The organism is Antrihabitans cavernicola, from assembly GCF_008297975.1.
GTDB lineage: Bacteria > Actinomycetota > Actinomycetes > Mycobacteriales > Mycobacteriaceae > Antrihabitans > Antrihabitans cavernicola.
In genome coordinates, this window is the sequence record NZ_VLNY01000003.1 from 134,407 (window position 1) to 147,819 (window position 13,413).

The following is a 13,413-nucleotide window of genomic DNA, read 5'->3' on the forward strand; positions in this document are numbered from 1 at the left end:
CACCTCCTCGAGTCGGGGGACCCCTTCCTCGCCTAGACGTTGCGAGGGTGCCCCTGACTCGAGTGGATTGCGTAGCGGATCGACAGCTAGCCGGTGAACGGCGGGATGAAACGGCAGGGTACCTCGCGCGGGTGGGCGGGGTCGAGTGCGTTCAGCGCCATGTAGGCCGCGCGCTGCGAGCCTGCGACACCCGCGTGTTCGGAGTAGTCCTGCGCGCAGGTGTCCTGAACGACGATGTTGGTCACGCGATATCCGGGTGGGCCGACCACCTGGCCCTGGGTGTAGGGCACGACGATCTCGTCGTAACGGGTGCTGATGTTCGTGTACGCGATACCCGGCACATACGGGGTGCCGCCTGCATTGAGCCGGGTGAGGAAGTCGGAGCCGGGCGCGACCTGGCCGCAGGCCTGACAGATCGGCACCACGTCGACGTCGGGAATGCCCAATCTGCGCGCGAAGGCGCCGATCAGGTCGGAGCCGGCCACTTTCGAGCCCAGCCAGGCCGGCGCGATCGACACGTCGTTGGTGATCTTCGACGCGCCGCCTGCCACCTTGGCGTAGTAGCCGGCAATCAACGTGCCCTGCGAATGGCCGATCACGTCGACGGTGGTGGCGCCTGTCGCCGCGAGCACCTTGTCGACGAAAGCGCCGAACTGCGCAACGCTGCCCTCGAGCGGTGCCATCCCGCCGATAGCCGAAATCGGCCACGGCGCACCGGGTATGGCGCCGAACGTTAGCGCGAAGACGCAATAGCCCGCGTTCTTCAACATGGGAACGTATGCGCCCCAATTGGTTTGCTGCGAACCGCCGGTGCCGTGTGCCAGAACCACCGGTCGGGGGTGCTCGGCCGTCGGCTTGCACCCGAAGTCGTTGGATCCGGGCAAAGATCCACCGGGATGGGCCAATTCGTTGGGGATGCCGCCGAAGAAGTTGTAGTTCTCGGGCAGCGGATCTGCGCCTGCGCTACCGATCGGCAGCAACACGACGAGCAGGGACAGCAGGACGATCACAGCACGTACGGAAGAACGCATCTTTGCCCACCTGGTCGACGTCGTTGGTGTCGTCAACGTACTGCGTGCTCACGCTCGGTGTGGCGGGTTCGTCAATGCTGTCGGAGTCCAGTTGGGCCACTGCGGATCTGCGACGAGCGTTCCGTCGACGTAGCGGGCGACGATCCGGGTGGTGCGGCCGTGGTTGTCGTACACGGTCGCTTGATCGCATCGCGTGATCGCGGTGGCGACGAGTGGCCATACCCGGCTGTAGCGCTGCCGAATCTTGGCTTCCGGGACATCATGTCCGCCACTGGCGACCCGAAGCCGGACGCGTTCGACGGCATAGTCCTCCGGCACCATCACCACATGCAGAACAACGCGAAACCCGCGCTCGTGCGCTTCGGTGATCAGTTCGAGTTTCGACGGGTGCGAAAAGACGGTTTCCGCGATGAAGGAGCGTCCTAACGTCAACAGCGTCGATCGTGTTCGGGCCGCGACCTTTGCGGCGTCGTAGGAGTGCGCCACCGGGTCGTCGGGCCAGCGCGCCTTCGCGATCTGATCGGCGTTGACGAACACGCTGTCGATCAAGAGCGGCGCGAGCACGGTGTCGACGAGAGTGCTCTTACCCGCGCCGTTGCAGCCGACGACCAGATCCAGCCGTGGGCTCACGCGGAAAGGACGACCGTGGTTCCGTCCGGTCGATATTCGACCATGCGACCGTGATCATCGACAGCGACCGACGAGAATCCCTTCGCGGTTCGCGTCTCCACGTGATCCACCTGAACGAGGCGTTCCTCGATCAGGGCGTCGATCTCGGAATCGAAGACCACACTCTCTTCCGGGCTCAGGTCACCGATGGGAAGGCTGCCCGACAGCGCGGCTTCCACTCGGCGCCGCGCCGCGGTACTGCGTGTGGATACGCCGCGACCCACGCGGGCCCAGTGCTCCAACTGCTGGCGAGCCGACCGGTTCTCGCGGGTACCTTCCCGGCTGGCTTCATCGACCAGAGCAGCGGAGAATCGTGTGACTCTGTCTACAGCTTCCGACATTGCAATCGCCTCGATTCCACGGTTGTAGCACAATGCTACGTCTCGACTGTAGCAATGTGCAACGGATAGTGTCGGTAACGATTCGGCGTTGGTCGAGCCCGCGGATGGGCAAAAGTTCCGCACGTCGGTCCGGTCGGTGTAAATAATGCACGCGTGAAGCCGACTGCGCGAACATGCTTTTCTGCCGTGTCCACCGTGCTGCTTGCCGTCGCGGCCTTGTTTGTCGTCGTCCCCGCCACCAGCGACGCCGCACCGGCCTGGCGATACACGATGGTCGCGTTCACCAACATCAGCGACCGCGACATGGATGTGTACGAATCCGGCGACGGCACGCAATTCCAGCCTGCTCGCTTGGCTGCGTATCGGCCGCCGGCCGGTCTGGTGCGTGATCCGAGCATCTTCCGAAACACCGACGGCTTCTACTACCTCACCTACACGACCGGCAACGGCGCCAACATCGGCTTCGCGCGCAGCAGCGATCGGATCAACTGGACATACATGGAGTCGTGGCCGGTCCCGTTCTGCTGTGCACTGTTGCCGGGTACCGGGGCAGGCACCGGTTCGTCGAGCCCGTCGGGCTTTCCCGGGTCGGCGGGGTTCTCGGACGGACCGTCGCTGTCGCCGTTCACCACCAAGGCATGGGCTCCCGAATGGTTCGTCGACGGCGGCCGCGTCAGCGTCATCCTGTCGATGTCCACCGGCGGCGGGTTCGTGCCGTATCTGATGACGGCGCTGGAACCGTCACTGCACTTGTGGGGCCTACCCGTTCCGCTCGCCGGGATCGGCGCGGACCACATCGACACCACCGTGGTGAAGGTGGGATCGACCTATCACGCGTTCACCAAGAACGAGACGAAGAAGGTGGTCGAACACGCGGTGGCGCCGTCGGTGACCGGGCCGTACACCTTTGTTCCGCCCGGAGATTGGGGCGCGCTGCGCGAAGGGCCCGCCCTCGTTCAGTTGCCGAACGACGTCTGGCGGATCTATCTCGACGCTTATACCGAAGGCCGGTATCTCTACTCCGACAGCACAGATGGCCTGCGCACCTGGTCGCCGATGAAGGAGTTGCCTGGACTTTCCGGAACGGTGCGACATGTGGGCGTGATGAGAGAGCCCGCATAGCGCTCACGTGGTCAGCAAGCGCCACAACCCGATCAGGCCGAGAACGACGATGGCAGCACGAAGCATCGTGGGGGAGAGGCGCCGACCGTAGCGGGCTCCGACAACTCCGCCGATCAGCGAACCGACGGCGATGAGTCCTGCTGCACCCCAACTGATTCGGTCGAATGCGACGATCGTGTACGCGGTGGCGGCGACGACGTTGACGACCAGCGACAGCAAATTCTTGGCGGCGTTCATCCGCTGCATCGACTCGGGGAGCAGTGCGCCCATCACGCCGATCAGCAGAATGCCTTGCGCCGCAGTGAAATAGCCACCGTAGATGCCGACGGCAAACGTTCCGCCGGTCAGCGCAACCGACCGCCCGGTGCCGATGTGGTCGGCGGAACGACCGGCCTCTTCGGCGCGGCGCTTGGCCCACTCCTGGATCTTCGGTCCGATCACCACCAGGATCAGGGCGCCGATCAAGAGCACGGGAACGACGGTGGTGAAAGCCTTCTCCGGTAGGTGCAGCAGTAGGTACGACCCCAGCGCGGCACCGAGGAACGATGCAGGCAGCTGCCATTTCAGCCGATTCCATTGGCCGCGCAGTTCGCGCCGATATCCCCAGGTTCCCGAGACGCCACCCGCAACAAGGCCGACAGCGTTGGACATGGTCGCGACCACAGGCGGATAGCCGAACGCGACGAGCGTCGGGAAGGTCACAAGGGTGCCGGATCCGACGACCGCGTTGATCCCGCCCGCGGCAAAGCCGGCCAGCAGGATGACCACGATTTCGGTAATCGACACCACGGAACTCTATCGACGCGACCGCGCGCCGAGAAATGTGTTTCTCGGCACTGGTGGCACTTCAAGACTGCTGGCACTTCAAGACTGTTTGCACTTCGAGACTGATGGCACTGCAAGCCCTGGCAGAACGCGCATACCATGGAAGCGGAGTCGGGACCGTTCCATTTTGTTGGAGTTGATTTTCGTGCCTCACATCACCCTCGGCATCTTCATTCCGCTGTTCCAGTTCTTCGGCAACACTGTCGGCGTCTGGCTCGGCAGCTGATCTGAATCTGGTTGTAGTTTGGCTTCATGAGCCTCGCCACACGTGAACGCAGCGCCCTCGTCGCGGCACTCGCCGAGATCGGCCCGGATGCGCCGACGCTATGCGGGGAGTGGACGACGCGCGATCTCGCCGCGCACTTGGTGACGCGCGAGCGACGGCCGGACTCGGCACCGGGAATCATGATCGGCGCACTCGCCGGCTACACGGACAAGGTTCGGCGCGCGGCGGCCGAGGCGCCGTGGGAGCATCTGCTGGAACAGGTTCGGACCGGACCGCCCTGGTGGTCACCCCTGCGACCACTCGATTCGGTGGTCAACTCCGTCGAGATGTTCGTCCATCACGAAGACATTCGACGCGGTTCGCCCGGCTGGGAACCGCGAACGCTCGACGACGCCGACGAGGCGTTGCTGTGGAAGAACGTGAAGCGAATGGGCCGAGTGTCGTACAAGTCGTCGCCGGTCACCGTCGTTCTCGAAACGCTCACCGGCTCGCGCGTCACCGTGAAGAGCGTCGGCTCCGAGCAAGTGGTGCTGACCGGTACGCCGTCCGAATTGCTGCTGCACGCGTTCGGCCGTGACGAGGTTCGCCTCGAGACCACCGGATCTCCGGACAACGTCGAGAAGGTACTCAATGTGAAGCGCGGTGTCTGATTTCGTCGCGACCTGCAGCTTTGCCTCTTCCGATGGATGCAAACGGGTGTTACTCGTGTTGCGGATGGTCTCCATGGGGCAATAGCGACTAATCTGGCGGGCATGGCACCGAAGTCCGGCAGCACCACCGCGTCACGAACCCGATCGACCACGCGTGGGAAGTCGGCATCCGGATCCACCTCTGCTAAGCCGCGGACACGCGCTGCGAAGACGGTGTCGACACCGCGCAAGCAGACAGCGCCGCGAAAGCAGACGACCTCCCGGAGCGCGGCGACCTCACGCGGCTCGAGTTCACGCAGTCGTCCTACCGCCGCACGTACCCGCCGACCACCGCGTCGCTCGCCGGGCAGCGTTGCAGTCAGCGCGATGGGCCGGGGGATCGGCTCCGGCTGGTCGCTGTTGGCGAAGGGCCTCGGCGCGACAACGCGGACGGTCGGCAAGGCAAAGGACATCGAACACGGCCACCGCCGCGACGGGATCGCGCTGGGATTGATCGCGTTCAGCATCGTGATCGCGGCCGCGGTGTGGGTTTCGGCAGGCGGTCCGGTCGGTGGCTGGATCGAAACCGGTGTGCGTGCAGTCGTCGGATCCGCTGCGATGATCGTTCCGGTGCTCGGCGTCGCCGTCGCCGTGATTCTGATGCGCACGGAACCGAGTCCCGAGATCCGGCCACGACTTGTCCTGGGCTCGCTGCTGCTGGGCCTGCCGATCCTCGGCCTGTGGCATCTGGCTGCCGGCTCGCCTATCGATGCGTCGGGGCGCGCAACCGGCGCAGGCTTCGTCGGCTACGCCGCGGGCGGGCCTCTGACAGACGGTCTGACGGTGTGGCTGTCGGTTCCCTTGATGCTGCTGGCCATCCTGTTCGGCGTCCTGCTCCTGACCGGCACCACGGTTCGCGAGGTGCCCGAGCGCCTGCGGTCGTTGTTCGGAACCGCAACGCACGGTGACGAATACGACGATTACGACGACGATTACGACGGCGCATACGCAGCCGATTACGACGATAACTACTTCGACGCCGACGGCTATCCCGTCGATGCTCGCAACGCATCGCCCGTCGACAACTATCCGACCGACGAATTCGGCGACGACAACGTCACCGAAGTGATGCCGGTGGCACCGCCGGTGGTCGAGAAGGCGCGACCCAAGCCGAAGGTCAAGGACGTCGCGGAGGTCGCGGCGGCCAAGGTGCCTGCAGCGAAGATCAAGGAGATCGTCAAGCCGCCCGCGTCGGACGAGTTCGTTCCTGACCGCATTGTCGAAGGCGATTACACCCTGCCGCCGACCACCCTGCTGATCGAAGGCGATCCGCCGAAGAAGCGCAGCAAGGCCAACGACTCGATGATCGAAGCGATCACCGAGGTGCTCGAACAGTTCAAGATCGACGCGGCCGTCACCGGTTTCACCCGTGGCCCGACCGTCACCCGATACGAGGTGGAACTGGGCCCCGGCGTCAAGGTCGAGAAGATCACGGCATTGACCAAGAACATCTCGTATGCCGTTGCGACGGACAACGTTCGGTTGCTCGCGCCGATTCCCGGCAAGTCCGCGGTCGGTATCGAGGTGCCGAACTCCGATCGCGAAATGGTGCGACTCGCAGATGTGCTGGCCGCGCCGTCTACCCGCAAGGATCACCACCCGCTGGTGATCGGGCTCGGCAAGGACATCGAGGGCCACTTCGTCAGCGCCAACCTGGCCAAGATGCCGCACTTGCTGGTTGCGGGCTCGACAGGTTCCGGTAAGTCCAGCTTTGTGAACTCGATGCTGGTGTCGTTGCTCGCCCGAGCGACGCCGGACGAGGTTCGGATGATCCTGATCGACCCCAAGATGGTGGAACTCACGCCGTACGAGGGGATTCCGCACCTGATCACGCCCATCATCACCCAGCCCAAGAAAGCAGCGGCAGCGCTGGCCTGGCTGGTGGAGGAGATGGAACAGCGCTACCAGGACATGCAGGCGAACCGCGTGCGCCACATCGACGACTTCAACTCGAAGGTGAAGTCCGGTGAGATCACGGCGCCGCTCGGCAGCGAGCGTGTGTACCGGCCGTACCCGTACATCCTGGCGATCGTCGACGAGCTCGCCGACCTGATGATGACCGCGCCCCGCGACGTCGAGGACGCAATCGTCCGCATCACCCAGAAGGCGCGCGCCGCCGGTATCCACCTGGTGCTCGCGACGCAGCGCCCATCGGTCGACGTGGTAACGGGCCTGATCAAGACCAACGTCCCCTCACGGTTGTCGTTCGCGACGTCGTCGTTGACGGACTCGCGGGTCATCCTCGACCAGCCCGGCGCCGAGAAGCTGATCGGTATGGGCGACGGACTGTTCCTGCCGATGGGTGCAGGCAAGCCGACTCGTCTGCAAGGCGCCTTCATCTCCGACGAAGAGATTCAGGCGATCGTCGATTTCGCCAAGAATCAGGCGGAGCCCGAATACAACGACACCGTCACCGCGGCCAAGGCCAGCGACAAGAAAGACGTCGATCCGGACATCGGCGACGACATGGACGTGCTGCTGCAGGCGGTCGAATTGGTCGTGACGAGTCAGTTCGGTTCGACGTCGATGCTGCAGCGCAAATTGCGCGTCGGCTTCGCCAAGGCCGGACGACTGATGGACCTCATGGAAAACCGGGGCGTCGTGGGACCGAGCGAGGGCTCCAAGGCGCGTGAGGTGTTGGTCAAGCCGGACGAGCTGGACGGCCTGCTGTGGTCGATCCGTGGCGGCGACCCCAGCGAGGATGCGGAGTAGCTACCGCACGCTCGATGTGAGTTTCCGCAGCTCTTTCCAGGGCCACTGCCACCACGGACCGTCGGAACTGCCGGACAGCTTCTCGACGTCCGCCTCCAACTCGTCGATGCGAGCGAGCGCCGCGGCGAGACCGTCGACCAGCGTTCGGTAGTCGCCGTTGGTTCCGTTGCCCAGCTGCGGCCACCCCGCAAGGTTGGGTCCGCGCAGCTGCACCTGGATGTCGCGCAACATGGCGTCTTGTTCGGGCGTCAAGTCGAGTTCCTCCGGAGCTGGTTCGGTTGGCTGTTGGTCCCTCTGAAAATCCCACTGGCCGAAGTCCTCGGTCAGTGCTTCGTTCACATCGCAGTCGACGCCGCCGACACGGACGGTGCGTGCGAATTGATGCAGGTTACGGCCGGTTTCGACATTTGTCCCCGACCAGGCATCGGTCTGCCACGACCAGGTCGCGGTGCCGTTGTTCAGAGCACGATGCACCGGCCAGTAGCCGCCGTAGATCCCGACATTGCCGACGCCGAGCACGGCGGCGGCGCCGCGCAGGTAGTTGTCGATCGGCACCTGCTGTGCCGGTGTGGCATCGAAGTCGGCGGAAAAGTAGATGGGTCGATCTATGCGGCCACCACACGCGAGCACCTGCGACAAAGCTTGCTCCGCGTCGTAGAGTCCGGCGCCGTATCCATCCAACATTCGGTCGGCGGTGGTCTCCCAGTTGGACACGATCGAAATGCCGTTGACGCGCAGATCGTCGGCTTCGGAGCTGGTGAGCAGCTTGCCGGGAAGGCTGGGTCCGCCGTCGGAGAGGTACCGAACCGCGAAGTCGTAGCCCGCAGCGCGGATTGCCGTTCCGCCGGGCCGCCGTGCGGCATAGTCCAGGCCGAGTCGCATTGCGCCACTTTATCCGCCCGGTCCGACACCGCAGGTCGTGAGCGCGATGTGAAGTGCGTGACAGGGTTTACCTACACTTCTGTGGTTCAATGGAATTGCTTTGGAGGGGAGTATCCCCGTATCCGCGGCTGCCTCGTCAACACGATCGACATTCGCTGTCGATCCGGGGCTGTCGGCCGAGTTCCGCGATATGCGCGTTCCGGCGGGAGAGACCTCCGGTGCCCGTATCAGGACTACCGGAGGTTCAACTGTGCACATAACCGCGCTGACATGGGTCGTGACCTGTGGCGTGATTCTCGCCCTCTTCGTTTTCGACTTCTATGCCCACGTGCGCCGCCCGCACGAACCGACGCTGCGGGAATCGGCGATTTGGTACAGCATCTTCATCGGCCTTGCGCTGTTGTTCGGCCTGTTCGTGATCTGGGAGTGGGGCGGTACCTACGGCAGCGAGTACTACGCCGGTTACATCACCGAATTGGCGTTGTCGATGGACAACCTGTTCGTGTTCATCATCATCATGGGCGCCTTCGCCGTGCCGAGGCAGTACCAGCAGAAGGTGTTGCTGATCGGCATCGTGATGGCCCTGGTGATGCGCGGAGCGTTCATCGCCGTCGGTGCTGCCGCGATCAACACGTTCAGCTGGGTGTTCTACCTGTTCGGCATCTTCTTGATCTACACCGCGTACAAGCTGATCCGCGAGCACAGCCACGAGACGGACCCCGACGAGCAGAGCGACTCGCGCATCATCCGGCTGGCGAAGAAGTACCTGCCCTCGACCGAGGAGTACGACGGCGACAAGCTGACCACCAAGATCAACGGCAAGGTGCTGGTCACGCCCCTGTTGCTCACGCTGGTCGCCATCGGGTTCACCGACATCCTGTTCGCACTGGACTCGATCCCCGCGATCTACGGCCTCACCAAGGAGCCGTACATCGTGTTCACCGCCAACGCGTTCGCGTTGATGGGTCTGCGCCAGCTGTACTTCTTGATCGGTGGCCTCCTGGAACGCCTGATCTACCTGTCGTACGGACTGTCGCTGATCCTGGCGTTCATCGGCGTCAAGCTGGTGCTGCACGCACTGCACGAGAACACGCTGCCGTTCATCAACGGCGGTGAGCACCTCAATGTCCCCGAGGTCTCGACGGTCGTGTCGCTGGGCGTGATCATCAGTGTTCTCGTGGTGACGACGGTGGCCAGCCTGCTGCGCACGCGCCATCTCGAGGCGAAGGAAGACGCCGCTTAGGCGCCTGCGCGGAGTCCGTCGAAGAGCTCGGTCAGGACTTCGGGGCGACCAGCGGCAAGGTAGAGCGCATCCTCGGTTGGTCGCCACGCCCCATCGAGGACACAAATCGCCGATACGGCAGAAAGCCTCATCGCGCACGGTGTGGCATCGCGATTATTTGGGGTATCTGGTCGAAACACTTCGCCAGGCCTAAACATTAGTTGATGTCAAGCCCGCGCATCAGAGGGTGTTGTTGGTGGGTCACCGACTGGGTCTTTCCAGTCATCGGGCGGCTCGATCTTCGCTTCGAGGCCGGTGTGTTCACGCAGCAGGTACAGGAGGTTCGCGCCATCGAGTAATTCGATCGGTTTGTTCTCGGCGAACGTGAAAGAGGCTTGCCCGTATCCGCTCGTGGTTACCAGGATTCCCTTGGAGGCCCCTTCGTTCTGCAGCGTCCCGTAGAGGTCTCTGACCGCAGAGACACCCACCGTGTTTTTGTAGCGCTTGGCCTGGATGACCACCTTTCCGCCGAAGATGGGGCGGGGGTCGTAAGCAACGCAGTCCACGCCGCCGTCGCGCGAGGCTTGGGTTTGTCGTGATTCCAGGCCCATCTTGGAGAACAGGTTCTGGATTAGTACTTCGAACTCGTTGGGCGAGAGCTCCATCAAGTTGGGTCTTTGATCGACGATCGACAGCGCATCGGACTCTGCGACGAAGCGGGGGTCGACCATGTCGAACTCAAGCACGGGTCGGACCGGAACGAGTTCGGCCGGACTTTTGGACACTCCCGCCGAGAGATGTTTGAGGCAGGCGAGAGGATCAACCTGCGACAGGTTCAACTCGTTGAAGGTCTCGCGGGTGCTGCGGACGCTGATCAGGCAGGGAGTGATGTGCTGCCCAGTGCTGGGGTTCACGGTGTGGAGTACTCCGTTGAACACGACGACATCGAGGTGTCGTCCGCGGTCGGCTTCGAAGAGTTCGTGCAGGGTTCGAAGCGTGACTTGGGCGATCACCGGTGCGTAGGGAGACTTTATCTGCGCTGCTGGTCGCGCTGTCTGGGTGATGTTGTCATTGGTTTTGACGTACTTGTGGGCCTTGGCGGCCGGGACGATCGTGGCCGCAGGCAGGTTGTATTCGATGACGATCTGTCGTGATTCTGGGACGTAGGCCAGCCGATAGATGCGGTCGAATCCCACGGGATAGTTCGATGCCTGTAGAACGAGATCGAAATAGCCGACGACTGCGGCAGGCTCGCCTGCGGTGAAGGCAGATTCGAACGCGTCCACCTCAGAGTGCTGCTCTGCCATCTTCTTCTGGGCGGCAACATACGCCGCCTTGTGCGCGAGCTGTTGATGGTGCAGTTCGGTGAGTCGGACGTGTTCGGCGTGCGTGCGTGCGTCGATGGCCTCCTCATAGGCGAGTCGACCGCTTTCGCAGGCAAGTTCGTATTTGGCCTTGCCGAACATCTTCGCCATCCCGGTGAGTGGGGGTGGCGTGAAGTGTTCGGGACTCGGTGTCGGGGTGGGGTTTTCGAGGTGTTCGTAGTTCCAGTTCGGCATTGCGAGAGGTTGTTTCAGCTTTGCGAAGTCGAGATAGTCATCTACGTTGAGTGTGTCCTGTAACAGTTGTTGCAGAGCCTGCACTGTGGTGTCGAGGTCAAAGTTCATTGCCTCGACTTCCGCGAGGCGACTGTCGACGTAAAGGCGTTTACGATCCCGATCATCGGCGATCTGCGCCCGCCGCTGCGCCGCTTGTACGCGTAGTTGAGCAGCCTGGGCTCTGGCGGTCTCGCGCTTAGCCTGCGCGACCGCGGCACTATATGACTGTTGCCGCGCCATCGATTAGATCCCCTTCGTTAGATCGCTGCATGCAGCCTGCCATGCATCAGGGGCGGCCGATCGACTTAACGTCATGAATTGCCCCGTCCTGATTGTCGATCGTTATCCGATGATGTTGCGGGGGAGTGGAGTGGGCGCGACGCGCCAACATGAGCCCATCAGTGTCGCGCGGCGCACGTCAATGCGTGCACGCGACTGCCGCGAAGTAGAGGTCAGGAAAAGGTGCCCATCACCGGCGTCCACTCGTTGACTCGGACGTTCTCGATCAGCCCGGCCTTGGCGAACGGGTCTTCGGAAAGGCGGGCGGCAACGGCGTCGGTGTCGGCTGCCTCGACAATGATCAGCGCGCCGGAGCCGTCCGGGTAGGGGCCCGACGACCGGACCACACCCTGCTCGACCAGCCCGCCGAGCCACGCTCGGTGTGCCGGTCGGTGAGCGTCGCGGTCAGTCGATGTTGCGGGGTCGTAGGAGTATTCGACGGCGAACAGTGCCACGTGATCTCTCTTTTCGGTCAGTCGTCGGACGGGATCGTGAGAAGCATGCGGGTGTTGCCGAGGGTGTTCGGCTTCACGTAACTCAGGTCGAGGAACTCGGCGACGCCGGTGTCGTAGGAGCGGCACATCTCGGCGTACACCTCGGAGGTGACCGGTGTTCCGGCGATCTCGGCAAACCCGTGCTTGGCGAAGAAGTCCACCTCGAAGGTCAGCACGAAGACGCGTCGCAACTCCAGTTCGACGGCGACGTCGATCAGGCGCGACGTGATCAGATGGCCCACACCTCGACCCTTGACCTTGGGGTCGACGGCGACGGTGCGCACCTCTCCGAGGTCTGCCCACAGCACATGCAGTGCGCCGCAACCGATCACCTCGCCGTCCGATTCGGCAACCCAGAATTCCTGGACCGACTCGTAGAGGTTGACGAGGTTCTTCTCCAGCAGGATCTGGCCGGAGTAGATGTCGACCAATCGCTTGATCTCCGGAACGTCGGAGGTACGTGCCCGCCGAACGACGAGCGGGTCGTCCGCGGGGCGCGGCGGCCGAGTTGTCATGTGGTGCACAGTAGTCACTGCAGCTACCGATAGTGTTGGGGCGTGCCGGTCCGCCACTACAACCCACGCTGCGACAGCGCCGGAAAATGCGCGTGCCGTCGCGGTGTCTGCAGGCGCCACGTCGCCGGGGCGGTGGGGTGAGCGCGCAACGTGAAGAACTCGATGACGACGCGTGGAACGACGGCTCCGCCGTGCGCGACGAAGCGTCGGTACCGGTAGTGACGCATCCGACTGCGGTGCCGCCGGTACCGCTCCTCAACATCGCCAATGTCTTGACGGTCGTCCGCATCTTCCTGGTTCCCGTGTTTCTGTGGGCGTTGTTCGTCGAGGGCGGCCACACGACGCTGTGGCGGGTAGTGGCGACTTTGGTGTTCGTGATTGCGGCCGTCACCGATCGCGTCGATGGGCAACTTGCCCGCAAATACGGATTGGTGACCGATTTCGGCAAGCTTGCCGATCCGATCGCTGACAAGGCGTTGATCGGCGCCGCGCTGATCGGGTTGTCGGCACTCGGCGACCTGAGCTGGTGGGTCACCGCGGTGATCGCCATCCGCGAACTGGGCATCACCGGACTGCGGTTCGCTGTGCTGCGGCACCGGGTGATCCCGGCGAGTCGTGGCGGCAAACTCAAGACGCTGGTCCAGTCGTTGGCGATCGTGTTGTATCTCGCCCCGCTGCCTGCCGGCATCCACTGGTTCAGCGCGACGATCATGGGTATCGCGGTGGCGCTGACCGTGATCACCGGCCTCGACTACGTTTTCCAGGCCTTCCGGGTTCGCAAACATGCACATCCACAGCACTCCTGACG

13 protein-coding genes are annotated in these 13,413 nt (G+C 63.5%); 5 read left to right on the forward strand and 8 right to left on the reverse strand.

Translation table 11 applies throughout. From position 1 onward, the window contains the following. Positions 1-86 precede the first annotated feature (86 nt). The 3 genes from FOY51_RS07825 to FOY51_RS07835 are packed head-to-tail and all read right to left on the reverse strand — an operon-like array spanning position 87 to position 2,041. Positions 87-1,031: an esterase/lipase family protein gene (locus FOY51_RS07825; protein WP_149429660.1), complete on the reverse strand. Its 945-nt coding sequence runs from the start codon at positions 1,029-1,031 to the stop codon at positions 87-89. A gap of 48 nt (positions 1,032-1,079) precedes the next feature. After that, complete coding sequence (locus tag FOY51_RS07830) at positions 1,080-1,661, reverse strand: ATPase (RefSeq protein ID WP_149429661.1); 582 nt, start codon at positions 1,659-1,661, stop codon at positions 1,080-1,082. Further along, positions 1,658-2,041, reverse strand: coding sequence for a TA system antitoxin ParD family protein (locus tag FOY51_RS07835; RefSeq protein WP_149429662.1), 384 nt, complete (start codon positions 2,039-2,041; stop codon positions 1,658-1,660). The genes FOY51_RS07830 and FOY51_RS07835 overlap by 4 nt, the downstream gene beginning before the upstream one ends. A gap of 270 nt (positions 2,042-2,311) precedes the next feature. On the opposite strand from FOY51_RS07835, the gene FOY51_RS07840 reads away from it, so the two are divergent. After that, positions 2,312-3,163 carry a glycoside hydrolase family protein gene (locus FOY51_RS07840; RefSeq protein WP_235916224.1) on the forward strand — a complete coding sequence of 284 codons (852 nt, stop codon included), beginning with the start codon at positions 2,312-2,314 and terminating at the stop codon, positions 3,161-3,163. Positions 3,164-3,166: 3 nt separating this feature from the next. On the opposite strand, the gene FOY51_RS07845 is transcribed toward FOY51_RS07840, so the two are convergent. Further along, positions 3,167-3,949 carry a sulfite exporter TauE/SafE family protein gene (locus FOY51_RS07845; RefSeq protein ID WP_149429664.1) on the reverse strand — a complete coding sequence of 261 codons (783 nt, stop codon included), beginning with the start codon at positions 3,947-3,949 and terminating at the stop codon, positions 3,167-3,169. 291 nt (positions 3,950-4,240) lie between these two features. On the opposite strand from FOY51_RS07845, the gene FOY51_RS07850 reads away from it, so the two are divergent. Together FOY51_RS07850 and FOY51_RS07860 are read left to right on the forward strand one after the other, a co-directional pair. Continuing rightward, positions 4,241-4,864 carry a TIGR03085 family metal-binding protein gene (locus FOY51_RS07850; protein ID WP_149429665.1) on the forward strand — a complete coding sequence of 208 codons (624 nt, stop codon included), beginning with the start codon at positions 4,241-4,243 and terminating at the stop codon, positions 4,862-4,864. Positions 4,865-4,900: 36 nt separating this feature from the next. Further along, on the forward strand, positions 4,901-7,615 hold the full coding sequence (locus FOY51_RS07860) for a DNA translocase FtsK (RefSeq protein WP_371830420.1): 2,715 nt from the start codon (positions 4,901-4,903) through the stop codon (positions 7,613-7,615). Here FOY51_RS07860 and FOY51_RS07865 read toward each other — a convergent pair whose 3' ends face one another. Further along, positions 7,616-8,497, reverse strand: a complete 882-nt coding sequence (locus tag FOY51_RS07865) for a DUF1906 domain-containing protein (RefSeq protein WP_149429667.1) — start codon at positions 8,495-8,497, stop codon at positions 7,616-7,618. 250 nt (positions 8,498-8,747) lie between these two features. Between FOY51_RS07865 and FOY51_RS07870 the strand changes: the two genes are divergently transcribed. Beyond that, entirely contained in the window at positions 8,748-9,740 is a 993-nt protein-coding gene (locus tag FOY51_RS07870) for a TerC family protein (protein ID WP_149429668.1), read from the forward strand. Positions 9,741-9,946: 206 nt separating this feature from the next. On the opposite strand, the gene FOY51_RS07880 is transcribed toward FOY51_RS07870, so the two are convergent. The 3 genes from FOY51_RS07880 to FOY51_RS07890 form a co-directional block, all read right to left on the reverse strand. Further along, entirely contained in the window at positions 9,947-11,557 is a 1,611-nt protein-coding gene (locus FOY51_RS07880; protein WP_149429669.1) for a restriction endonuclease, read from the reverse strand. A gap of 212 nt (positions 11,558-11,769) precedes the next feature. After that, positions 11,770-12,051: a YciI family protein gene (locus FOY51_RS07885; protein ID WP_149429670.1), complete on the reverse strand. Its 282-nt coding sequence runs from the start codon at positions 12,049-12,051 to the stop codon at positions 11,770-11,772. A gap of 17 nt (positions 12,052-12,068) precedes the next feature. After that, the gene (locus FOY51_RS07890; protein ID WP_149429671.1) at positions 12,069-12,605 is read right to left on the reverse strand and encodes an amino-acid N-acetyltransferase; all 537 of its coding nucleotides are present in this window, start codon (positions 12,603-12,605) and stop codon (positions 12,069-12,071) included. Between the two features lie 137 nt (positions 12,606-12,742). On the opposite strand from FOY51_RS07890, the gene pgsA reads away from it, so the two are divergent. Further along, positions 12,743-13,411 (forward strand): CDP-diacylglycerol--glycerol-3-phosphate 3-phosphatidyltransferase, encoded by a 669-nt coding sequence (gene pgsA, locus FOY51_RS07895; RefSeq protein ID WP_371830421.1) that lies wholly within the window; start codon positions 12,743-12,745, stop codon positions 13,409-13,411. Positions 13,412-13,413: the final 2 nt, after the last annotated feature.

Excerpts from the sequence above, each read along its gene's own strand:
- FOY51_RS07825 (WP_149429660.1), bottom strand. The coding sequence starts at position 1,031 with ATGCGTTCTTCCGTACGTGCTGTGATCGTCCTGCTGTCCCTGCTCGTC.
- FOY51_RS07835 (WP_149429662.1), bottom strand. The coding sequence starts at position 2,041 with ATGTCGGAAGCTGTAGACAGAGTCACACGATTCTCCGCTGCTCTGGTC.
- FOY51_RS07840 (WP_235916224.1), top strand. The coding sequence starts at position 2,312 with ATGGTCGCGTTCACCAACATCAGCGACCGCGACATGGATGTGTACGAA.
- FOY51_RS07850 (WP_149429665.1), top strand. The coding sequence starts at position 4,241 with ATGAGCCTCGCCACACGTGAACGCAGCGCCCTCGTCGCGGCACTCGCC.
- FOY51_RS07860 (WP_371830420.1), top strand. The coding sequence starts at position 4,901 with ATGCAAACGGGTGTTACTCGTGTTGCGGATGGTCTCCATGGGGCAATA.
- FOY51_RS07865 (WP_149429667.1), bottom strand. The coding sequence starts at position 8,497 with ATGCGACTCGGCCTGGACTATGCCGCACGGCGGCCCGGCGGAACGGCA.
- FOY51_RS07880 (WP_149429669.1), bottom strand. The coding sequence starts at position 11,557 with ATGGCGCGGCAACAGTCATATAGTGCCGCGGTCGCGCAGGCTAAGCGC.
- FOY51_RS07890 (WP_149429671.1), bottom strand. The coding sequence starts at position 12,605 with ATGACAACTCGGCCGCCGCGCCCCGCGGACGACCCGCTCGTCGTTCGG.